Annotated in this window: 18 protein-coding genes and 4 tRNA genes; 12 read left to right on the forward strand and 10 right to left on the reverse strand. The window is 68.8% G+C overall.

The features are described 5' to 3' along the window. Positions 1-55 precede the first annotated feature (55 nt). Positions 56-373, reverse strand: coding sequence for a histone-like nucleoid-structuring protein Lsr2 (locus BJ965_RS19885; protein ID WP_031109676.1), 318 nt, complete (start codon positions 371-373; stop codon positions 56-58). Between the two features lie 322 nt (positions 374-695). Here BJ965_RS19885 and purS point away from each other — a divergent pair, with 322 nt between their 5' ends. The 9 genes from purS (at position 696) to purM (ending at position 9,749) form a co-directional block, all read left to right on the forward strand. Continuing rightward, complete coding sequence (purS, locus tag BJ965_RS19890; RefSeq protein ID WP_030850392.1) at positions 696-959, forward strand: phosphoribosylformylglycinamidine synthase subunit PurS; 264 nt, start codon at positions 696-698, stop codon at positions 957-959. Next, the gene (gene purQ / locus BJ965_RS19895) at positions 956-1,636 is read left to right on the forward strand and encodes a phosphoribosylformylglycinamidine synthase subunit PurQ (protein ID WP_184909879.1); all 681 of its coding nucleotides are present in this window, start codon (positions 956-958) and stop codon (positions 1,634-1,636) included. Before purS ends, purQ begins: the two co-directional genes overlap by 4 nt. After that, complete coding sequence (purL, locus tag BJ965_RS19900; RefSeq protein ID WP_184909880.1) at positions 1,633-3,891, forward strand: phosphoribosylformylglycinamidine synthase subunit PurL; 2,259 nt, start codon at positions 1,633-1,635, stop codon at positions 3,889-3,891. The genes purQ and purL overlap by 4 nt, the downstream gene beginning before the upstream one ends. Before the next feature lie 110 nt (positions 3,892-4,001). Further along, positions 4,002-4,502, forward strand: coding sequence for an ArsR/SmtB family transcription factor (locus BJ965_RS19905; protein ID WP_184909881.1), 501 nt, complete (start codon positions 4,002-4,004; stop codon positions 4,500-4,502). 17 nt (positions 4,503-4,519) lie between these two features. Next, positions 4,520-5,356: a M23 family metallopeptidase gene (locus BJ965_RS19910; protein WP_184909882.1), complete on the forward strand. Its 837-nt coding sequence runs from the start codon at positions 4,520-4,522 to the stop codon at positions 5,354-5,356. 10 nt (positions 5,357-5,366) lie between these two features. Continuing rightward, positions 5,367-6,164 carry a maleylpyruvate isomerase family mycothiol-dependent enzyme gene (locus tag BJ965_RS19915; protein ID WP_184909883.1) on the forward strand — a complete coding sequence of 266 codons (798 nt, stop codon included), beginning with the start codon at positions 5,367-5,369 and terminating at the stop codon, positions 6,162-6,164. Positions 6,165-6,257: 93 nt separating this feature from the next. Beyond that, positions 6,258-7,031 (forward strand): META domain-containing protein, encoded by a 774-nt coding sequence (locus BJ965_RS19920; RefSeq protein ID WP_184909884.1) that lies wholly within the window; start codon positions 6,258-6,260, stop codon positions 7,029-7,031. A 63-nt stretch (positions 7,032-7,094) separates the two neighbouring features. Continuing rightward, a complete protein-coding gene (gene purF / locus BJ965_RS19925) occupies positions 7,095-8,624 on the forward strand; it encodes an amidophosphoribosyltransferase (RefSeq protein WP_184909885.1) in 1,530 nt (509 codons plus the stop codon). 45 nt (positions 8,625-8,669) lie between these two features. Beyond that, positions 8,670-9,749 carry a phosphoribosylformylglycinamidine cyclo-ligase gene (purM, locus tag BJ965_RS19930; RefSeq protein ID WP_184909886.1) on the forward strand — a complete coding sequence of 360 codons (1,080 nt, stop codon included), beginning with the start codon at positions 8,670-8,672 and terminating at the stop codon, positions 9,747-9,749. 83 nt (positions 9,750-9,832) lie between these two features. On the opposite strand, the gene BJ965_RS19935 is transcribed toward purM, so the two are convergent. Beyond that, positions 9,833-10,078, reverse strand: coding sequence for a DUF3073 domain-containing protein (locus BJ965_RS19935; protein WP_142162243.1), 246 nt, complete (start codon positions 10,076-10,078; stop codon positions 9,833-9,835). Between the two features lie 319 nt (positions 10,079-10,397). Beyond that, the gene (locus BJ965_RS19940; protein WP_184909887.1) at positions 10,398-11,504 is read right to left on the reverse strand and encodes a Leu/Phe/Val dehydrogenase; all 1,107 of its coding nucleotides are present in this window, start codon (positions 11,502-11,504) and stop codon (positions 10,398-10,400) included. Between the two features lie 222 nt (positions 11,505-11,726). On the opposite strand from BJ965_RS19940, the gene BJ965_RS19945 reads away from it, so the two are divergent. After that, on the forward strand, positions 11,727-12,572 hold the full coding sequence (locus BJ965_RS19945; protein ID WP_184909888.1) for a hypothetical protein: 846 nt from the start codon (positions 11,727-11,729) through the stop codon (positions 12,570-12,572). A 598-nt stretch (positions 12,573-13,170) separates the two neighbouring features. Beyond that, positions 13,171-13,377, forward strand: a complete 207-nt coding sequence (gene bldC, locus BJ965_RS19950) for a developmental transcriptional regulator BldC (protein WP_003949541.1) — start codon at positions 13,171-13,173, stop codon at positions 13,375-13,377. Positions 13,378-13,840: 463 nt separating this feature from the next. Here bldC and BJ965_RS38750 read toward each other — a convergent pair whose 3' ends face one another. The 3 genes from BJ965_RS38750 to hrpA form a co-directional block, all read right to left on the reverse strand. Beyond that, positions 13,841-14,032 carry a DUF6274 family protein gene (locus BJ965_RS38750; RefSeq protein ID WP_221513172.1) on the reverse strand — a complete coding sequence of 64 codons (192 nt, stop codon included), beginning with the start codon at positions 14,030-14,032 and terminating at the stop codon, positions 13,841-13,843. A gap of 156 nt (positions 14,033-14,188) precedes the next feature. Further along, a tRNA-Asp gene (locus BJ965_RS19955) sits at positions 14,189-14,263 on the reverse strand. A 93-nt stretch (positions 14,264-14,356) separates the two neighbouring features. Then, a complete protein-coding gene (gene hrpA / locus BJ965_RS19960) occupies positions 14,357-18,325 on the reverse strand; it encodes an ATP-dependent RNA helicase HrpA (protein ID WP_184909889.1) in 3,969 nt (1,322 codons plus the stop codon). A gap of 158 nt (positions 18,326-18,483) precedes the next feature. On the opposite strand from hrpA, the gene BJ965_RS19965 reads away from it, so the two are divergent. Beyond that, positions 18,484-19,656, forward strand: coding sequence for an RNA-guided endonuclease InsQ/TnpB family protein (locus BJ965_RS19965; RefSeq protein ID WP_184909890.1), 1,173 nt, complete (start codon positions 18,484-18,486; stop codon positions 19,654-19,656). 153 nt (positions 19,657-19,809) lie between these two features. On the opposite strand, the gene BJ965_RS19970 is transcribed toward BJ965_RS19965, so the two are convergent. The 4 genes from BJ965_RS19970 to BJ965_RS19985 form a co-directional block, all read right to left on the reverse strand. Beyond that, positions 19,810-19,883, reverse strand: a tRNA-Phe gene (locus BJ965_RS19970). A gap of 24 nt (positions 19,884-19,907) precedes the next feature. Beyond that, a tRNA-Asp gene (locus BJ965_RS19975) sits at positions 19,908-19,982 on the reverse strand. Positions 19,983-20,017: 35 nt separating this feature from the next. After that, positions 20,018-20,090, reverse strand: a tRNA-Glu gene (locus BJ965_RS19980). An 80-nt stretch (positions 20,091-20,170) separates the two neighbouring features. Next, on the reverse strand, positions 20,171-21,745 hold the full coding sequence (locus BJ965_RS19985) for a metallophosphoesterase family protein (RefSeq protein ID WP_184909891.1): 1,575 nt from the start codon (positions 21,743-21,745) through the stop codon (positions 20,171-20,173). Position 21,746: the final 1 nt, after the last annotated feature.

Genomic DNA, 21,746 nt, shown 5'->3' on the forward strand with positions numbered 1-21,746 from the left:
AAGTCGGTTGCCGCGAGGGGCGGGTGGCCGGGCACCGTCCGGGCCCGACGGGCCGTCACTGCGCGGCGGTGAACGCCTCGTAGACCTTCTTGGGGATGCGCCCGCGCGCGGGGACCTCCATCTTGTTGGCCTGGGCCCAGGCGCGCACGGCCGACGGGTCGGGGGCGACCTCCGTCTGCCGGTAGGCCTTGCCCGAGCGGGACCGCTTGCGGCCGGCTTCCACGTAGGGCGCGAGCGCCTTCCGCAGTTCTCCGGCGTTGACTTCGCTCAGGTCGATCTCGTACGACTTGCCGTCCAGTCCGAAGGCGATCGTTTCCGTCGCTTCCGAGCCGTCGATGTCGTCAAAGAGAGTGACCACGACCTTCTGCGCCACGAATATCGGTCCCTTCATGCGGCACTATGCCAATTCATTTGTACAGTGCCCGGCAATACATTGTGAAGCCCGACTAAATCCTTCTGCGTGTCCAAAAGCAAGAGGGAGCGCAGCGACTTCATTGGAAGGGTGGTGTCGGGAGACGGGCGGGCGCAATAGATCCCGGGTGTCGATCCGGGATCTTTCCCGAAAATTTCGTGTGTGGGTCCGTCGATGCCGGATCGTGATGACGGTCACGTAGTTTCCTACAAGTCAACGCGCGTAGAAATTTTGTGCGGGTAGTCTGAAGGGACCTGCTCAGCACCACACACCGGGAGTGCCAGTGGCACGCGTCGTAGTCGACGTCATGCTCAAGCCGGAGATCCTCGACCCCCAGGGCCAGGCGGTGCAGCGCGCACTGCCGCGGCTGGGTTTCCAGGGGATCTCGGACGTCCGTCAGGGAAAGCGTTTCGAACTGGAAGTTGACGGGCCGGTCGACGAGGCCGCCCTCGCCCGCATTCATGATCTTGCGGAGTCCTTCCTCGCGAACACCGTGATCGAGGACTTCACGATCCGGGTCGAGGAAGTCGCGGAGGCCGCGAAGTGACCGCTCGTATTGGCGTCGTCACTTTCCCCGGCAGTCTGGACGACCGTGACACACAGCGCGCGATCCGCGTCGCGGGCGCCGAGCCGGTCGCCCTGTGGCACAAGGACAAAGACCTCAAGCAGGTCGACGCCGTGGTGCTGTGCGGTGGTTTCTCCTACGGCGATTACCTGCGCGCCGGGGCCATCGCCCGTTTCTCGCCGGTGATGGAGCCCCTGCTGGAGCAGGCGAAGGCCGGACTGCCGGTGCTCGGCATCTGCAACGGCTTCCAGATCCTCACCGAGGCCCACCTGCTGCCCGGCACGATGCTGCGCAACGACCACCTGCACTTCATCTGCCGCGACCAGAAGCTGCGGGTGGAGAACGCCGAGACCGCCTGGACCACCGACTACACGGCCGGCCAGGAGATCCACATCCCGCTGAAGAACAACGACGGGCAGTACGTCGCCGACGCGTACACGCTCGACAAGCTGGACGCCGAGGGCCGCGTCGCCTTCCGCTACGTGGACTTCAACCCCAACGGCTCGCAGCGGGACATCGCCGGCGTCAGCAACGAGGCCGGAAACGTGGTCGGCCTCATGCCGCACCCGGAGCACGCCGTGGAGCCGCTGATCGGTACGGGTCGTACCGACGGCCTCCCGTTCTTCACCTCGATCCTCAAGAAGCTGGTCAACGCATGAGCCGGACGCCTCTGGACACGGTCGAGCACGCGGCCGCGACCCCCGACGTCGAGCTGCCCTGGGCCGAGCTGGGCCTGAAGAAGGACGAGTACGAGAGGGTCGTCGAGATCCTCGGCCGCCGCCCCACCGGCGCGGAGCTGGCCATGTACTCGGTGATGTGGTCGGAGCACTGCTCCTACAAGAGCAGCAAGGTGCACCTGCGCCAGTTCGGGGAGAAGGCCCCCGAGTCCGACGCGATGCTCGTCGGCATCGGCGAGAACGCCGGCGTCGTGGACGTCGGCCAGGGCTACGCGGTCACCTTCAAGGTCGAGTCGCACAACCACCCGTCGTACGTCGAGCCCTACCAGGGCGCGGCCACCGGTGTCGGCGGCATCGTGCGCGACATCATCGCCATGGGTGCCCGGCCCGTCGCCGTGGTCGACCCGCTGCGCTTCGGCGCCGCCGACCACCCCGACACCAAGCGCGTCCTGCCGGGTGTCGTCGCGGGCATCGGTGGCTACGGCAACTGCCTGGGCCTGCCCAACATCGGCGGCGAGGTCGTCTTCGACGCCTGCTACCAGGGCAACCCGCTGGTCAACGCCGGCGCCATCGGCGTCATGCGGCACGAGGACATCCACCTCGCGAAGGCGTCCGGCGCCGGCAACAAGGTCATCCTGTACGGGGCCCGGACCGGCGGCGACGGCATCGGCGGCGCCTCGATCCTGGCCTCCGAGACCTTCGACGACGCCAAGCCGTCGAAGCGCCCGGCCGTCCAGGTCGGCGACCCCTTCCAGGAGAAGCTCCTCATCGAGTGCACCCTGGAGGCCTTCGCCGAGAAGCTGGTCGTCGGCATCCAGGACCTCGGCGCGGCGGGCCTGTCCTGCGCCACCTCGGAGCTCGCCTCCAACGGCTCCGGCGGCATGCGCGTCACCCTGGACGACGTCCCCCTGCGCGACTCCACGCTCTCGCCCGAGGAAATCCTCATGAGCGAGTCGCAGGAACGCATGTGCGCGGTCGTCGAGCCGGAGAAGGTCGACCGCTTCCTGGAGATCTGCGAGAAGTGGGACGTCATCGCCACCGTCATCGGTGAGGTGACCGACGGCGACCGCCTCGAGATCTACTGGCACGGCGGCAAGATCGTCGACGTCGACCCGCGCACGGTCGCGCACGAGGGCCCGGTCTACGAGCGCCCCTACGCCCGCCCCTCCTGGCAGGACGAGCTGCAGGCCGACGACGCGAACAAGCTGCCCCGGCCGGCGACCTCCGAGGAGCTGAAGGACCAGGTCCTGAAGCTGGTCGGCTCCCCGAACCAGGCCTCCAAGTCCTGGATCACCAGCCAGTACGACCACTTCGTGCAGGGCAACACCGTCCTCGCCCAGCCCGAGGACTCCGGCATGATCCGGATCGACGAGGAGACCGGCCTCGGCGTGGCCATCGCCACGGACGGCAACGGCCGGTACGCCAAGCTCGACCCGTACCACGGCGCCCAGCTGGCCCTGGCCGAGGCGTACCGCAACGTCGCCACCACCGGTGCCAAGCCGCTCGCCGTCTCCGACTGCCTGAACTTCGGCTCGCCCGAGGACCCGGCGGTGATGTGGCAGTTCGCGGAGGCCGTGCGCGGTCTGGCGGACGGATGCCTTCAGCTCGGCACCCCGGTGACCGGCGGCAACGTCTCGCTCTACAACCAGACGGGCGAGGCGGCCATCCACCCGACCCCGGTCGTCGCGGTCCTGGGCGTCATCGACGACGTGGCCCGCCGCACGCCCGTCGCCTTCCAGGAGGAGGGCCAGCTGCTCTACCTCCTCGGCGACACCCGTGAGGAGTTCGGCGGCTCGGCCTGGTCGCAGGTCGTGCACGACCACCTCGGCGGTCTGCCGCCCAAGGTCGACCTGGAGCGGGAGCGGCTGCTCGCGGAGATCCTGATCTCCGCCTCCCGAGACGGCATGATCGACTCCGCGCACGACCTGTCCGACGGCGGTCTGATCCAGGCGGTCGTCGAGTCGGCGCTGCTGGGCGGTAAGGGCGCCCGTCTGATCGTCCCGGACGGTCTGGACGCCTTCACCTTCCTCTTCTCCGAGTCGGCAGGCCGCGCCGTCGTGGCCGTGCCGCGCTCCGAAGAGGTCCGCTTCAACGACATGTGCGGTGCGCGGGGCCTCCCGCTCACCCGCATCGGTGTCGTGGACGGTGACGTCGTGGAGGTCCAGGGCGAGTTCGCGCTCACCCTGTCCGAGCTGCGCGAGACGCACGAGGGCACGATCCCGGCGCTGCTGAAGTAGGCAACCGCTCCGAAGCCCCCGCCCGGTCCGCCGGGCGGGGGCTTCGCCGTACCCGCACCGACGGGCCCGGCCCCTTGCACGTAATTACGTAGTTCCGTAATATCGAAATCGTGGATCTCGAACAACGCGTAGCCGACCTCGAACGCCGCCTGGCCGCCCTGGAAGGCGCCCAGCCCACCGGCCCCCGCATCGACGGGAACGACTTCTGGGCCCTGAACGGGCTGAAGCATCAGCTGTCGGAGGCAGGGGCGCCCGAGGGCGGTGTCCTCTACACCGGCTCCGTGCGCCTGCCGACGGGCGAGGAGTGCGCCTGGCAGATGACCGCCCTCACCCAGGACCTGCTGGAGGACGAGTGGACGACGGCCGCCGAGTCGTTCGCCGCGCTCGGCCACCCCGTCCGGATCCGACTGCTGCGCGAGATCCTCTGCGGCCGGCGCACCGCCGCCGAACTCGCCGAACTGGACGAGGTCGGCACGACCGGCCAGATCTACCACCACCTGCGCCAGCTCACCACCGCGGGCTGGCTGCACACCACCGGCCGGGGCCGCCACGAGGTGCCGCCGGCGCGGGTCGTGCCGCTCCTGACGGCGCTGACGACCACCCGCCCATAGCGGAACGGGGGGACAGGATGTCCGCACGCAAGCTCGGCATGGTGACCTACCGCGTCCTGTGGCTGGTCTTCTTCGGCCTGATGGCCGCCGACCTCGGTTTCGGCCTGTCGGCCGTCCCCTGGTGGGGGCACTTCGCGCCGGCGGTCCTGGCGTACGCCGTCATCATCGTGGTCAACCGGTGGGGCGGCGCCCCGGACCGGCCGCGCACCGCCCGTGAGCCCGTCGAGGTGGCCTCGCCCGTCACCGGCCGCTGGTCCGCGCTGAACAGCCCGGCCGACCGCACCCCCAGCCACGGCGTGCACAGCTACGGCCAGACCTTCGCCATCGACATCCTGGCCGAACCCGGGCAGGGCGCCCGCCCGGCCTTCGGATGGCTGTGGCCGCTCGCCCGCCGCCCGCAGGACTACCCGGCCTACGGCGCCCCCGTCCTGGCGGTCGCCGACGCCACGGTCGTGCGGGCGGAAGCCCGGCAGCGCGACCACCTCAGCCGCACCTCCCTGCCGGGGCTGCTGTACCTGATGCTTCCCGAAGGAATGGTGCGAGAGGTCGCGGGCGTCCACCGCATCCTCGGCAACCACCTCGTCCTCGACCTCGGCGACCACACCTACGCCGCCTACGCCCACCTCCATCGCGGCTCCCTCACCGTCCGCGAGGGCGACCGGGTACGGGCCGGGCAGGTGCTCGCCCGCTGCGGCAACTCCGGCAACTCCTCCGAGCCGCATCTGCACTTCCAGCTGATGGACGGCCCGGACCCGGACGCGGCCCGGGGCGTGCCCTTCAGGTGGCGGGGCATCGGCGTGCCCCGGAACGGGGAGACCTTCGAGGCACCCCCCACTGTCACAGCCCGCACCTAGGCTGGCCCCCATGCCACCGGCCAAGAAGCGCACCCGCAACTACGACCCCGCCAAGATCCGCACGGCGGTGCTCGCCCAGTTCGGGAACGTACGCGCCGCTGTCGCGGGCCTCACCCCCGAACAGCTCGCCCTGCCCACCCGGCTCGGCGACTGGACCGTCCGGGACCTGGTGGCCCACGTCGGGATGAGCCTCGGGGCCGTCTCCCGGCTGCTCGCCCTGCCGGAGCCGCCCAAGCAGGACGGCACCCTGCTCGACTGGCCCCGCGCGATCGCGGCCGACGCCCCGGACATCGCCGCCCACGCCCGCGAGTCGGCCGAGAGCCACCCCGACCCGGCCACCCACCTCGCGACCGTCGAGGAGCGCTTCACCGCCGACCTCGCCGCCCATCCCGGCACCCGGCTGCTCCCCACCAGCGCCGGAGCCCTGCCTCTGGCCGACTACCTCGTCACCCGCACCGTCGAACTCGTCGTCCACACCGACGACCTCAACGCCGCCGTCCCCGGCCTGGACATCCCCTGCGACCGTCAGGCCCTGGCCGCCTGCACCCGGCTGCTGGCCGACGCGCTCGCCGCGAAGGCGCCCGGCGGTTCGACGGAGGTGCGGGTACCGCCGTACGCGGTGGTGCAGTGCGTGGCGGGGCCGAGGCACACCCGGGGCACCCCGCCCAACGTCGTCGAAACGGACCCGCTGACCTGGATCCGGCTGGCGACCGGGCGGCTGGCCTGGGCCGAGGCCCTCCACGACGCCAAGGTCAGCGCGAGCGGGGAGCGCGCGGATCTCTCGGCCCATCTGCCGCTGATGGCCTGAGTCTCTGCCGCTCACGGCCTGAATGCTGATGGCATCAGAAGGAATCCCCGCCGTAAGGGGAACCGATCCCCCCGGGTCCCCCGTCGAAGTGGCATGGACAGGCAGAAGCAGCGTATGACCCTGACGGCCGCCGCCATGCTCGTCCCGCTCCTGGCGGCCTGCGGCAGCGAGAAGGCGGACAGCGGCAGCGGCTCGGTCGGTGCCGACAAGCCGGTCACCGGTGTGCGGTGGAGCGTGGACAGCGTCACCGCTGACGGCAGGACGCAGAAGGCCCCCACCGGCGCCCACGTGACCATCGACCAGGGCCGGGCCGAGGGCAGCCTCGGCTGCAACAACTTCAGCGCCGAGGCCACCGTCGACGGCGACCGCGTCCGGCTGGGCAAGACCAGGTCCACCGAGATGGCCTGCGAGAACAAGCCCATGGAGTTCGAGACGACCCTCGCGCGGACCTTCTCCGACCAGGAGCTGAAGGCGACGGTGGACGACGACCGCCTCACCCTCACCACCGACGCGGGTGACACCGTCCGCCTGACCAAGGCGAAGGACGCCCCGCTGGCCGGCACCAAGTGGACCGTCACGACCCCGAACACCGACGGCCGGGCCCACCTCACCTTCGACGGGAAGAAGGGCACCGTCTCCGGCAGCCTCGGCTGCAACAAGGTGAACGCGAAGGCCACGGTCCGCGACGGCCATATCACCCTCGGCCCTCCCGCCACGACCCGAATGATGTGCGAAGACTCACTCATGGACGGCGAGAAGAAGCTGCTGCGTCTTTTCGACGGGAAGCCGAAGTACCGAGTCGATCACCAAACTCTCACGCTGACCAGCGAAAACGGTACGAGTGTGCGAGCGGTCGCCGAGCGGTGATCCACCGGAAAGTCCGGTATCCCCAATTCGGACCAGTGGTCGACCTCGCCTACACTCGGTGGCGTGCCACGTGGTGACGGACGACTCAACCACGACCTGCTCCCCGGTGAGAAGGGCCCCCAGGACGCTTGCGGCGTCTTCGGTGTCTGGGCTCCGGGCGAAGAGGTCGCCAAGCTCACGTACTTCGGGCTCTACGCCCTCCAGCATCGAGGCCAGGAATCCGCGGGAATCGCGGTCAGCAACGGCTCACAGATCCTCGTCTTCAAGGACATGGGCCTGGTTTCCCAGGTCTTCGACGAGACCTCCCTCGGTTCGCTCCAGGGTCACATCGCGGTCGGTCACGCCCGCTACTCGACCACCGGTGCCTCCGTATGGGAGAACGCCCAGCCAACCTTCCGCGCGACCGGACACGGATCCATCGCGCTCGGCCACAACGGCAATCTCGTCAACACCGCCCAGCTCGCCGAGATGGTCGCCGACCTGCCCAAGCAGGAAGGCGGCCGCACCCCGCGCGTCGCGGCGACCAACGACACCGACCTGCTCACCGCCCTCCTCGCGGCCCAGGTCGACGACGAGGGCAAGCCGCTGACCATCGAGGAGGCCGCCCCTGTGGTCCTCCCTCAGGTCAAGGGTGCGTTCTCGCTCGTCTTCATGAACGAGCACACCCTGTACGCGGCCCGCGACCCGCAGGGCATCCGCCCGCTGGTCCTCGGCCGGCTGGAGCGCGGCTGGGTGGTGGCCTCCGAGTCCGCCGCCCTCGACATCTGCGGCGCCAGCTACGTCCGGGAGATCGAGCCGGGCGAGTTCGTCGCCATCGACGAGAACGGCCTGCGAACCTCCCGATTCGCGGACGCGAAGCCCAAGGGCTGTGTCTTCGAGTACGTGTACCTGGCCCGCCCGGACACCGACATCGCCGGCCGGAACGTGTACCTCTCGCGCGTGGAGATGGGCCGCAAGCTCGCCAAGGAAGCGCCCGTCGAGGCCGACCTGGTGATAGCGACCCCGGAGTCGGGCACGCCCGCGGCGATCGGCTACGCGGAGGCGTCCGGCATCCCGTTCGGCGCCGGCCTCGTCAAGAACGCCTACGTCGGCCGGACGTTCATCCAGCCCTCGCAGACCATCCGCCAACTGGGCATCCGCCTGAAGCTGAACCCGCTGAAGGAAGTCATCAAGGGCAAGCGCCTGGTCGTCGTCGACGACTCGATCGTGCGCGGCAACACCCAGCGGGCCCTGGTCCGCATGCTCCGCGAGGCGGGCGCCGCCGAGGTCCACATCCGGATCTCCTCGCCGCCCGTGAAGTGGCCCTGCTTCTTCGGCATCGACTTCGCCACCCGCGCCGAGCTCATCGCCAACGGCATGACGATCGACGAGATCGGTACCTCCCTGGGCGCCGACTCCCTGGCCTACATCTCCATCGACGGCATGATCGAGGCGACCACCATCGCCAAGCCGAACCTGTGCCGCGCCTGCTTCGACGGCGAGTACCCGATGGAGCTCCCTGACCCCGAGCTGCTCGGCAAGCAGCTGCTGGAGACGGAGCTGGCCGCCGGCCCGGCCGCCACGGCCGCCGCCGACGCGATCCGCCGCCCGTAGACGGCCCGTAACACCTGCCGTACGACACGAAGGTTCTGCTTAGCCATGTCTGAGAAACCCATTGCCGAGGGCGGCGCCAGCTACGCAGCCGCGGGCGTCGACATCGAAGCCGGCGACCGCGCCGTCGAACTGATGAAGGAGTGGGTGAAGAAGGCCCAGCGCCCCGAGGTCCTCGGTGGCCTCGGCGGCTTCGCCGGCCTCTTCGACGCCTCCGCCCTGAAGAACTACGAGCGGCCCCTGCTCGCCTCAGCAACGGACGGAGTCGGCACCAAGGTCGACATCGCCCGCCGGCTGGGCGTCTACGACAGCATCGGCCACGACCTGGTCGCGATGGTCATGGACGACATCGTGGTCTGCGGCGCCGAGCCGCTGTTCATGACCGACTACATCTGCGTCGGCAAGGTCCACCCCGAGCGGGTCGCCGCCATCGTCAAGGGCATCGCCGAGGGCTGTGTGCTCGCCGGCTGCGCCCTGGTCGGCGGCGAGACGGCCGAGCACCCGGGCCTGCTGGGTGAGGACGACTTCGACGTCGCCGGCGCCGGTACGGGCGTCGTGGAGGCCGACCGGCTGCTCGGCGCGGATCGCATCCGGACGGGTGACGCGGTGATCGCCATGGCGTCCTCCGGTCTTCACTCGAACGGGTACTCCCTCGTCCGCCATGTCCTTCTGGACCAGGCGGGCCTTGCACTGGACGCGCACATCGAAGAGCTCGGCCGCCCCCTCGGCGAGGAGCTCCTGGAGCCCACGAAGATCTACTCGCTGGACTGCCTGGCCCTGATGCGCACCACCGAGGTGCACGCCTTCAGCCACATCACCGGCGGCGGACTCGCGGCCAACCTCGCCCGGGTCATCCCGGACGGGCTGCACGCGATCGTGGACCGCTCCACCTGGACGCCGGCCCCGATCTTCGGCCTCGTCGGCCGTACGGGCAGCGTCGAGCGCCTCGAGCTCGAGAAGACCCTGAACATGGGCGTCGGCATGATCGCGATCGTGCCGCAGGAGTCCACGGACGTGGCCCTGGCCACCCTCGCCGACCGCGGCGTGGACGCCTGGGTGGCCGGAGAGATCACGGACCGGGGCGAGCACACCACTGGTGCCGCCCTGATCGGTGACTACGCGAGCTGAGGCACGGAGGCCGTGGCCTTGCGCGCAGCACAGAACCCGGTCGGTGACCGAAGTCACCGACCGGGTGAGTGCTCAGTGCAAGGTCAAGCGCCGCGACGATGCTGCGAGGACTGGCCGTCCTCGTCGTCGTCGTCCTCGTAGAGGTCGGCGTACCGTGCGTACAGGTCGTCGTCATCATCGTCTTCGAACGGCTCGCCGTTAGGCGGCTGCGGATTCGAAGGCGATGCACCCAGCTCCTCAGCCAGGCGTGAGAGATCAGTCCCACCGCTGTTGTACTTCAGCTGGCGGGCGACCTTCGTCTGCTTGGCCTTGGCCCGGCCGCGCCCCATGGCTCGACCCCCTCAACGACGGGGCTCGACGGCCCCAGAGTCTTGACACGCGTTCATGGTCCGGCACGGACTCTCCGCGGAGAGACCGGTCCGTAGGGCTTCCACGGTACCTGAGCCCGCGCCCATACGGTACGTCGCCCGCATGACGTGCCCGCGCCCAGGACCTTCGAGGCGCCCCGTCCTCGCTGGTCAACCGCGATTTTAACCACTTATCGACGGTCGACCCGCCGGTAGAAGTGAGAGTTCTCTCTAACTGCCCACCGGCGGGTACCGGTCAAACGTACGTGACGCCGTGGATCAGTCCCGCATCGCCCCGGGGTCAGCGAGCCCGGCGGGCCAGGGTCGCGTCGTGCATCCGCTGCTCGGCGATCCGGTCGGCCGCCGCGGCCGGCGGAATGCCGTCCTCCTTCGCACGTGCGAATATGGCCAGCGTGGTGTCGAAGATCTTCGACGCCTTCGCCTTGCACCGGTCGAAGTCGAAGCCGTGCAGCTCGTCGGCGACCTGGATGACACCGCCGGCGTTCACCACGTAGTCCGGCGCGTAGAGGATCCCGCGGTCGGCGAGGTCCTTCTCCACGCCCGGGTGGGCGAGCTGGTTGTTGGCGGCGCCGCAGACCACCCTGGCGGTGAGCGCGGGCACGGTGTCGTCGTTCAGCGCCCCGCCGAGCGCGCAGGGGGCATAGATGTCGAGGCCCTCGGCGCGGAGCAGGGTCGCGGTGTCGGCGACGGCCGTCACACCCGTGGGGTGCGCCGCGAGGATCCGCCCCACGGCCTCCTCGCGCACGTCGGTGATGACGACCTCGGCGCCCTCGGCCCGCAGGTGCTCCACCAGGTGGTGGCCGACCTTGCCGACGCCGGCGATGCCGACCCGCTTCCCGCGCAGTGAGGGGTCGCCCCACAGGTGCTGCGCGGAGGCCCGCATGCCCTGGTAGACGCCGTAGGCGGTGAGGACGGAGGAGTCCCCTGCGCCGCCGTTCTCGGGCGAGCGGCCGGTCGTCCAGCGGCACTCGCGGGCCACCACGTCCATGTCGGCGACGTACGTGCCGACGTCGCAGGCGGTGACGTACCGGCCGCCGAGCGAGGCCACGAACCGGCCGTAGGCCAGGAGCAGCTCCTCGCTCTTGATCGTGTCCGGGTCGCCGATGATCACGGCCTTGCCGCCGCCGTGGTCGAGACCGGCCATGGCGTTCTTGTACGACATCCCGCGGGCGAGGTTCAGCGCGTCGGCGACGGCCTCCGCCTCGGTCGCGTACGGGTAGAAGCGCGTACCGCCGAGCGCGGGGCCCAGAGCGGTGGAGTGCAGGGCGATGACGGCCTTGAGGCCGCTCGCACGGTCCTGGCAGAGCACGACTTGCTCATGTCCGCCCTGGTCCGAGTGGAACAGGGTGTGCAGTACATCAGCAGGTGCGCCGGTTACGTCGGTCACTGTGGTGACTCCTGAGTAGGTGCGGCGGGTGGAGACCAGCCCTCGTGCGGGTGGCGGGGACTGTTGAGCATGAGATTAGAGCCTGGGGGCCCCGCCGGCCGCACCGTGCACAGGATCACCTCCGACCGGAGTACACCCGTGCGACGATTTGCATGGATTTCCCGCGCGATCGTGAGTGGGTTCCGCAGGTTTTCGCGGCGGTGCGCGGGGGAGGGAGCAGGCGTGCCCAAGGTGACCTCGGTGATCGTCCCCTACGCGACCTACCTGCGCGTGTACGAACCGCTGGCCGCCTTCCCCGAGCCCGAGCGCAGCCAGTGGGCCCGCTACGCCCGCCGTACGGACCGCCCCTCGTACCAGGACGAACTTCGCCGTGCGCTCGCCGACTTGGCCCCCATCCCGCCGGTCCCGGTGCCGGTGCACGAGAGCGATGACGCCTTCGTCCTCGACGTGGACGGCGTCGTCTGCGTCTGCCCCTGGCGCACCCGGCTGCGCGGCTGGCTGGCCCTGGAGGAGCTCTCCGAGGAGCTCCCCCCGCCCGTCATGGACGCGGTCCTGCCGCCCGTGCTGCGGCGCCAGGCGGCCCAGGACTACGAGCGCTGGCTGACGATCAACCCCGACGCCCGGCCGTGGATCCGTACGGCCACCTGGCAGGTGCCGATCAACTGGTTCGTGCTGGTCTCCGACGAGGAGCGCGAGTACGACAAGGGCGCCTCCGCCGACAGCCCGCCCGTGCTGCGCTATCGCACCCCCATGGTCCAGGCCCGGCGACGGGTGGCCCGGGGGCTGCGCGCCCTGAGGGAGGCCATGAACGAGGGGCCGCTGATCGACGGTCTGACGGACGTCGGCCGCTGGCTGGAGGAGTTCCACCCGCGCTCGCTCGTGGAGCTGGACTACGGCGGCCTGGTGCACGTGGTGCCGGCCGGGACGCTGGAGGACGACCACTCCGCGGCGGACGTGGCCGAGGGCATCGCCGCGCTGCGCAGGGGCGACGGGGCCGGCGCCGGGGAGGCCTACGCCCGGCTCGTGGAGCGGTGGCGTTCGGTACGGAATCTGCGGTCGGCCAACTGACGCCTGAGCTTGATGTCCGTACAGACCGCTCGCATTAGGTCACGAACTGACGTTTGACGAACCGCCCGATTTGGGGTTTCGTCCTCGCACCGAGTTCCTGAAGCGGGCTCTGCGTCTCCTGAGGCTTAGTCAACAAGGGGCGTAGGACCCGATCCGGGCAGACCTCTCAAGTAGGCCAAGCGTGACGGACTACACGTACGAGGCTCTTGCGCCCCTTGCCCCTCCTCATGCCAAAATAGGACAAGGAGTCCGGGGAGGACTCCTTCCGTCCTACAGTGCTGCACTATGGGCGGAATCTCAGCATTGCACGCTTTGGGGGGCCTGGTGACTTCCTGATCGCCCTGTGACTGATCGTCACAGTGGTGTGACTGTCCGCTATGGCATGGTCCATCGGCTTCCGTCGCTGATGAACACCTGGAGGGCAATTCCATCGGTTTGGCCGACGCGGCTGGACAGATGGTGTAGTTGTAGTGCCGAGGACAAGCCGTTCGTCCTATAACCGACTCGACTCGCGTCCGCCATTTCGGGCAACGCGGGTCAAGGTGCAGAATTTAGAGGAAAGAACCGAGAAGGTTCGGTTCTCCCGAGGAGGCCGCTCATGACCGCTCGCACCCCTGATGCCGAGCCGCTGCTGACCCCGGCTGAGGTCGCCACCATGTTCCGTGTCGACCCCAAGACGGTCACGCGGTGGGCGAAGGCCGGCAAGCTCACGTCGATCCGCACGCTCGGCGGGCATCGGCGCTACCGCGAGGCCGAGGTCCGCGCTCTGCTCGCGGGCATCCCGCAGCAGCGCAGCGAGGCCTGAACAACTGAATAACCGGGCAAACCGGCTGGTCCCCCAACTGGCCGCGGCGTCCGGAACCACAGCTCCAAGCGACGCGGGACCCTGCCCCAACAGGCCCCACGCCCAAGCCACTCAGAGCTTTGCAGGCATACAACAGGGTGCGTCGTCGATCGCGCTGGACTCCGCCGGGTCCAGCGCGATCTTTTTTGTGCGCCCGGGGTGGATCTGCCGCACCTGCTGTGAGCGGGCTTGTAGGAGCCTGGGGAGGGGTGTCGGATCACCTGTGTGCGGCACACCGGACAGGGTGCAATTGCACATATTAAATTGACCCTTTGTAGGTGGGGCGTAAGTACCGCACTTTCCAAAACTCATGCGGTGACACCCGTCACATACCGAGCGGCTTGTTAGCTCCGCTACGGGTGCGGTAGAGAAGCCTCCGCCTCCAGCGGCCCCTGCCCTGACGGGTGTTGAGGCCGCTCGTGGATCATGCGGGCGCCGGACTCTCGTCCTCCCCGGCCGGGGCCACGACGTGAGGCACAGACGGCGCCGACTCCATCGCCAGCCTCAGCAGGCGATGGCAGATCGGACAATGCCGCGTGAGATGCCGGTACGACGACGCGGCCGACAGGTGCGCGCGGAGCAGGGCCCGCGTCTCATGCCTGGTCGCTGCCGCCATACGCCACCTCCTGAAGGCCGCACGGAGAACGGCCCTGGTTCTGGGGTACCGACGGAATGAGGGGCCGTCAAGACGGCGTGTGGCGGCCCGAGGGGCTTACGGCGAGGTCAGGACACGCAAAAGAGCCCGGATCCGAAGATCCGGGCTCTTGCCATGCGGTCCTGACGGGATTTGAACCCGCGGCCTCCACCTTGACAGGGTGGCGAGCACTCCAAACTGCTCCACAGGACCAGGTTTCGCGGCGCCATTCGTGCGTTGCGCTGCGAGAAGAGACTGTACAGGAGGGTGAGGCCCTGGTCGAACTCACCCTGTGTACGGGTGCCGTTACGGCGCCGCCGCGTCGATCGCCTTCACGATCCGCTTGTCGGACACGGGGTACGCCGTGCCCAGCGCATGGGCGAAATAGCTGACCCGCAGCTCCTCGATCATCCAGCGGATGTCCAGGACGGACGACGGCACCGGCCGGCCCTGCGGCAACTGCTCAAGGAGCCAGGCGTACTCGTCCTGCATCTCGTGGACCTTCTGCATCCGCGTGGTGTCCCGCTGGACGTTCGTCGGCATCTGCTGCAGACGCCGGTCGGCCGCCACCAGATAACGCATCAGATCCGGCATGCGCCGCAGCCCCGCCTCCGTCACGAAGCCCGGCTTCACGAGCGCGTCCAGCTGCGCCCGCACATCCTGGAGGTTCGGCAGCAGCGCCGGGCTGCGTACGCCCTTCAGACGGCGCTCACAGGCCTGCCAGGCGGCCAGCACCTGCTGCACCTGCCCCACCGTGCGGACGGTCGTGTCCACGATCTCGGCGCGCACCTTTTCGTACAGCTTCCGGTACGACTCCTCGTCCCACGCGGGCCCGCCGAAGTCGCCGATCAGCTTGTCCGCGGCCGCCATCGCGCAATCGTCGAACAGGCCCTGAACGGAGCCGTGCGGATTCGCGGACAGCGCCAGCTTCTGCGCGTTCGTCAGACGATCGCTCGCGAATTTCGCCGGGTTCACCGGGATGTTGCGCAGAATCAGCCGCCGCGTGCCCCTCCACATCGCCCGCGCCTGCTCCGCCTCCGTGTCGAAGAGGCGCACGGAGACCGTGTCACCGTCGTCGACCAGCGCCGGATACGCCTTCACCGGCTGACCGGCCCGGCGGGTCTCGAAGACGCGGGAGAGCGAGCCGATCGTCCAGTCGGTCAGCCCCGAACGCTCCAGGGACTCCCCGCCGGAGCGCTCGGCCGTCGCCGCGGCCGCCTGGGAGAGAGCCTTGCGGGCCTTCGGACGCAGCCTCAGCTTCAGCGCCTCCAGGTCCTTGTCCTCGGCCAGCTTGCGGCGCCGTTCATCGACGATCCGGAAGGTGACCTTCAAATGGTCGGGGACCTTGGACAGGTCGAAGTCGTCCGCCTCGAAAGGCACCCCGACCATCAGTCTCAGCTCGCGCGCCATGGTCACCGTCAGAGGTTCCTGGAGAGGGACGGCCCTCTCCAGGAACGCCCTCGCGAAGTCCGGCGCGGGAACGTAGTTCCGCCGGATCGGCTTGGGCAGGGACCGGATCAGCTCCGTCACCAGCTCCCCGCGCAGCCCCGGGATCTGCCAGTCGAAGCCCTCGTCCGTCACCTGGTTGAGGACCTGCAGCGGGACGTGCACCGTCACGCCGTCGGCGTCCGCGCCCGGCTCGAACTGGTACGTCACCCGGAACTTCAGATTCCCCTGCCGCCACGAGTCCGGATAGTCGGCCTTGCTGACCTCACCCGCCTTCTCGTTGATGAGCATCTCGCGCTCGAAGTCGAGGAAGTCGGGCCGCTCGTGCCGCTTGTGCTTCCACCAGGAGTCGAAGTGCGCACCGGAGACCACGTGTTCGGGGATCCGCTGGTCATAGAAGTCGAACAGCGTCTCGTCGTCGACCAGGATGTCCCGGCGCCGGGCCCGGTGCTCCAGCTCCTCGACCTCGGTGAGGAGACGGCGGTTGTCCGAGAAAAACTTGTGGTGCGTACGCCAGTCGCCCTCGACCAGCGCGTTCCGGATGAACAGCTCACGGCTGATCTCCGCATCGATCCGCCCGTAGTTGACCTTCCGCTGCGCCACGATCGGCACGCCGTAGAGCGTGACCTTCTCGTACGCCATCACCGCGGCCTGGTCCTTCTCCCAGTGCGGCTCGCTGTACGTGCGCTTGACGAGATGCGCCGCAAGGGGCTCGACCCACTCGGGCTCGATCTTCGCGTTGACGCGGGCCCAGAGGCGGGACGTCTCCACGAGCTCGGCCGACATCACGAAACGCGGGGGCTTCTTGAAGAGCGCCGAACCAGGGAAGATCGCGAACTTCGCGTTCCGCGCCCCCAGGTACTCGTTCTTCGCCGAGCTCCTCCCGCCCTCACCTCCGGCCTCCTTCACGTCCTTCATGCCGATGTGCGACAACAGGCCGGCCAGAAGGGAGAGATGGATACGGTCGTCCGGGGCGTCCTCCTCGTTGAGGTGGATGCCCATCTGCTTCGCGACCGTGCGCAACTGCGTATAGATGTCCTGCCATTCGCGGATGCGAAGGAAATTGAGGTACTCCTGCTTGCACATCCGGCGGAACGAGGACGACCCCCGCTCCTTCTGCTGCTCGCGGAGATAGCGCCAGAGGTTGAGATAGGCCAGGAAGTCGCTGGTCTCGTCCTTGAAACGGGCGTGCTGCTGATCGGCCTGGGCCTGCTTGTCGGCGGGGCGTTCGCGCGGATCCTGGATGGACAGCGCGGCGGCTATGACCATGACCTCGCGCACACAGCCGTTCTTGTCCGCCTCCAGGACCATCCGGGCCAACCGGGGGTCGACGGGCAGCTGGGCCAGCTTGCGGCCGGTGTCCGTGAGCCGTTTGCGGGGGTCCTTCTGCGCCGGGTCGAGGGCGTTGAGCTCCTGAAGCAGCTGCACGCCGTCGCGGATGTTGCGGTGATCCGGCGGGTCGATGAAGGGGAACTTCTCGATGTCGCCGAGGCCGGCCGCGGTCATCTGCAGGATGACGGAGGCCAGGTTCGTCCGGAGGATCTCCGCGTCCGTGAACTCCGGCCGGGCCTCGAAGTCGTCCTCGCTGTACAGACGGATGCAGACGCCGTCCGACGTACGGCCACAGCGGCCCTTGCGCTGATTCGCGCTGGCCTGCGACACCGGTTCGATGGGCAGCCGCTGGACCTTGGTGCGATGGCTGTAGCGCGAGATCCGCGCGAAGCCCGGATCGATGACGTACTTGATGCCCGGCACGGTCAGCGAGGTCTCGGCGACGTTCGTGGCCAGAACAATCCTGCGGCCGGTGTGCGGCTGGAAGACACGGTGCTGCTCCGCATGGGAAAGCCGGGCATACAGCGGCAGGATCTCCGTGAAGCGGTAGTTCTTCTTGGTGAGCGCGTCCGCCGTGTCCCTAATCTCCCGCTCACCGGAGAGGAAGACGAGGATGTCGCCCTTGCCCTCCGCCTGGAGCTCCTCCACCGCGTCGGTGATCGCGGTGATCTGGTCGCGGTCGGCGTCCTCGCCGTCCTCCTCCAGCAGCGGCCGGTAACGGACCTCCACGGGGTACGTACGGCCGCTGACCTCGACGATCGGGGCGTCGCCGAAATGCCGCGAGAAGCGCTCGGGGTCGATCGTGGCCGAAGTGATGACGACCTTGAGGTCCGGACGCTTCGGCAGCAGCTGCGCGAGGTAACCCAGCAGGAAGTCGATGTTGAGAGACCGCTCGTGGGCCTCGTCGATGATGATCGTGTCGTAGGCGCGCAGCTCGCGGTCGGTCTGGATCTCGGCGAGCAGGATGCCGTCCGTCATGAGCTTGACGAAGGTGCTGTCCTGGTTCACCTGATCGGTGAACCGCACCTTCCAGCCGACGGCCTCACCGAGTGGCGTGTCCAGCTCCTCGGCGACACGCTCGGCCACCGTACGGGCGGCGATCCTGCGGGGCTGCGTGTGTCCGATCATGCCCCGTACGCCGCGCCCAAGCTCCAGACAGATCTTCGGGATCTGCGTCGTCTTGCCGGAGCCGGTCTCACCGGCCACGATCACGACCTGGTGATCGCGAATGGCGTCGGCGATCGCATCCTTCTTCTGGCTGACCGGCAGCTGCTCGGGGTAAGTGACCTCGGGCACGAGGGCACGCCGACTCGCCATCCGTTCCTCGGCCCTGCCGACCTCCGCCTCGATCTCGGCGAGCACGGCGGCCCGCGCCTCCGGCTTACGAATCTTGCGCGCACCTTCGAGCCTGCGCCCGAGCCGGTGCGCATCGCGCAGGGACAGCTCGGTCAGGCGGGGGGCGAGGGCGCCGAGGGCGGGGGCAGGGTGCGTAGACATACGCGATCCAGGATCTCATCCCGCGCAAAACACAGGCGACTGGATTTCGACCAGACCACGGAGACACCCATCGAGCGCTTGATCGAGCAGTCATTCGATCGAGCGTCCGGGGTTCGATCGAATGACCACAACGCTGACCGCGCCCTAGATTCCTGCACGTGAAGCTCGTGATCCGCGTCAAACTCCTGCCGACCCCCGAACAGGCATCGGCACTGCAGGCGACCCTCCACGCCTGCAACGCGGCAGCCAACCACGTCTCCCACATCGCCTTCACCACCGGCACCAAACGCAACCGCGAACTACGTGCCCTGACCTACACCCACCTCAAGACCCGATGGTCCCTGGGCGCCCAGGCCGCCCAACACGTCATCAAGAAGACCGCCGACGCCTACGCAGCACTCACCGGCAACCTCAAAGCCGGCAACCTCGGCAAACCCGGCTCCAAACGCTTCCGCAGAGCCACCGAAAAGCCCATCGCCTTCCGCCCCCAAGGCGCCCAGCCCTACGACGACCGCATGCTGTCCTGGCAGATGCCGCAACGCACCGTCTCCATCTGGACCGTGGCCGGACGCATGAAACGACTCGCCTTCACCGGCGAGGAAAGCCAGCTCCTCCTCCTCGCCCACCACCGCCAGGGCGAGTCCGACCTGATCAGCCACAACGGTCACTGGTACCTCCTGGCCACAGTCGACCTCCCGGAAAACCCCACCACCCCGGACCCCCGGGGATTCATCGGTATCGACCTCGGCATCACCAACATCGCCACCACCTCGACCGGCCACCGGCACAGCGGCCGACGTCTCAACCGCAGCAGACAGAACGACCGCCGCAACCGAGACAACCTCGCGAAAAAGCAGACCCGGTCCGCCAAACGGCGAGCCAAACGCCGCGCCGGACGAGAAGCCCGGCGCACCCGAGACATCAACCACAAGATCAGCAAGCACATCGTGACGGAGGCCCAACGCACCGGTCGCGGCATCGCCCTGGAGGACCTGGGCGGCATCCGCGAACGGGTACGGCTGAAGAAGCCCCAACGCGTCACGCTCCACTCCTGGGCCTTCGCCCAGCTCGGCGCCTTCATCGCCTACAAGGCCCGCAGGGCCGGAGTGCCGGTGGTACACGTCCATCCGGCGTACACCAGCCAGGAGTGCTCCCGTTGCCATCACGTCGACAAGAGAAACCGGCCGACACAGGCCGTGTTCTCGTGCAGGAACTGCGGCTTCGTTGAGCACGCGGACCTGAATGCGTCCCACGTCATCGCCGATCGCGGTTGGTGGATGTGGGTCCGCGGGGCCGAGTCACAGGTCCCTGCTCTCACGCTGATCGCGTAGGGCTGGATGCGCCGCTGCCGTCGAAGCCATCGACGGGGCGAGCTGCGAGCTGGTGAGCTTTAGCTCTCCGGTAGCGGACGCGGACGCTCGTACACTCGGGCGTGATCACGGGCATACAACAAGGCCCCGATCCGAAGATCGGGGCCTTAGCTGTGGCTGGGGCCGGGGTCGAACCGGCGACCTATCGCTTTTCAGGCGATCGCTCGTACCAACTGAGCTACCCAGCCACGAGGTTTCACGTGAAACCTCAGCGGTCCTGACGGGATTTGAACCCGCGGCCTCCACCTTGACAGGGTGGCGAGCACTCCAAACTGCTCCACAGGACCAAGCTTCGTACGACAGTGTCGCACAGGGTGGTGCGTGCCCCCAACGGGATTCGAACCCGTGCTACCGCCTTGAAAGGGCGGCGTCCTAGGCCGCTAGACGATGAGGGCTATCGGCCCGCCTGTGCGCTTCGCAGCGCGTCGGGGACGTGAGAAGCATATGGGATGGCGGGAGCTATCGCCAAAACGGTTTAGGAGGAGGGCGAGGAAGTGCCCTCGGACGGGGTGCTGGGGGACCGGCTGGCGCCGGGCTGGTTCTCCTTCGGGAGGTGGCGGCTGACCTCCGCCGTCGTGAGGCCGAGGCCGCCCAGCTCGATCTCGTCCCAGGCCTGGAGGTGGCGGGTGTCGCGGTCGAAGTAGAGGATCGACGCCTCGATGGGGTCGGGGTGCTTGCCCTCGATGGCGCGCAGTCCGCTGCCGCCGGTGGAGCCCTCGATGCGCAGCCGGGTGCCGTACGGCAGGTCCTCCATCTCGTCGTGGTGGAGGTGGCCGGCCAGGACGAGGGGGACCTCGCCGTCGACCTCGCGGGCGGCGGAGGGCTCGTGGGCGACGGCGACGTCCACCGGGGTGCCCGCCGTGCTCTGGTCGCGCAGGGCCGTGGCCAGGCGGGCGCCGGCCAGTTCCTGGGACTGCTCGGCGCCGGTCTGCTGTGAGCGGTCGGGGGTGAACTGGGGGTCGCCGATGCCCGCGAAGCGCAGGCCCTTGATCGTCCGCGCCTTTCCGTCGTCCAGGACGTGGACGTTCCTCAGGTCCTGCATGTAGCGCTGGGTGATCATCGAGTCGTGGTTGCCGCGGACCCAGACGTAGGGGGCGCCGAGGTCTTCGATGGGGTCCAGGAAGCCGTTCTCGGCGGCGGTGCCGTGGTCCATCGTGTCGCCGGAGTCGACGATGACATCGACCTTGTACTGCTCCACGAGCGAGGCGATGATCTTCCAGCTCGCCGGGTTGAGGTGGATGTCGGAGACGTGCAGGACCCGGATCGTGGAGGGGTCGGGCGCGTAGGCGGGGAGCGTCGAGGTGGCGTCGTAGAGCTTGGTCACGTTGGTGACCAGGCGGGCCAGTTCCTTCTGGTAGACGTCGAATTCCGTGACGATGCTGCGCGCGTTGCCGACCAGGGAGGGGGCCGAGGTGAGCAGGCCGGAGAACTTGGGCTCCAGGACGGAGTCGGGGCGCCAGGTGGCGTACGCGGTGCCGCCCGAGGCGGCGAGGAGGGTGAGGGCGAGGCCGCCGGCGGCCAGGGCGCGGCGCGGGCGGCGGTAGACGGCGAGGCCGAGGGCGGTGGCTCCGGCGACGACGGCGACGCCGGAGCGCAGGGCCAGGTCGAGGGTGCCGCGGCCGACGTCCTCGGTGACCTCGTCCTGGAGACCGGAGAGGCGTTCGGGGTGGTCGACCAGGGCCTGGGAGCGGTCCGGGTCGAGCTGGTCGACGTTGACGTCGAGGCGGACGGGGGCGATGTGGCTGTCGAGCTGGAGGGCGCCCAGCGGTGAGATGTTGATCTTGGTGCCGCCGGTGAAGGAGGGGCGCAGGGTCATGGTGGTGTTCATGGGGCCGACCGGGACCCGGACGTCGCCCACGGCCAGCAGTCCCAGCCAGGCGCCGAGGAGGACCACGGCGACGAGTCCCACTGCACGGGTCCACGGGTGCGGCTGTGCCACGAGCTCGATCGTGGTGGGTGCCTGGCGGGAGCGGTAGTGGCGGGCCAGGGCGCGCGGGGCCCTGCGGATCGGGTTCAGGACACTCAGGACTGCGGCGGGGACGCGGGCCATT

The organism is Streptomyces luteogriseus (genome assembly GCF_014205055.1).
In the GTDB taxonomy this organism is placed as follows: Bacteria; Actinomycetota; Actinomycetes; order Streptomycetales; family Streptomycetaceae; genus Streptomyces; species Streptomyces luteogriseus.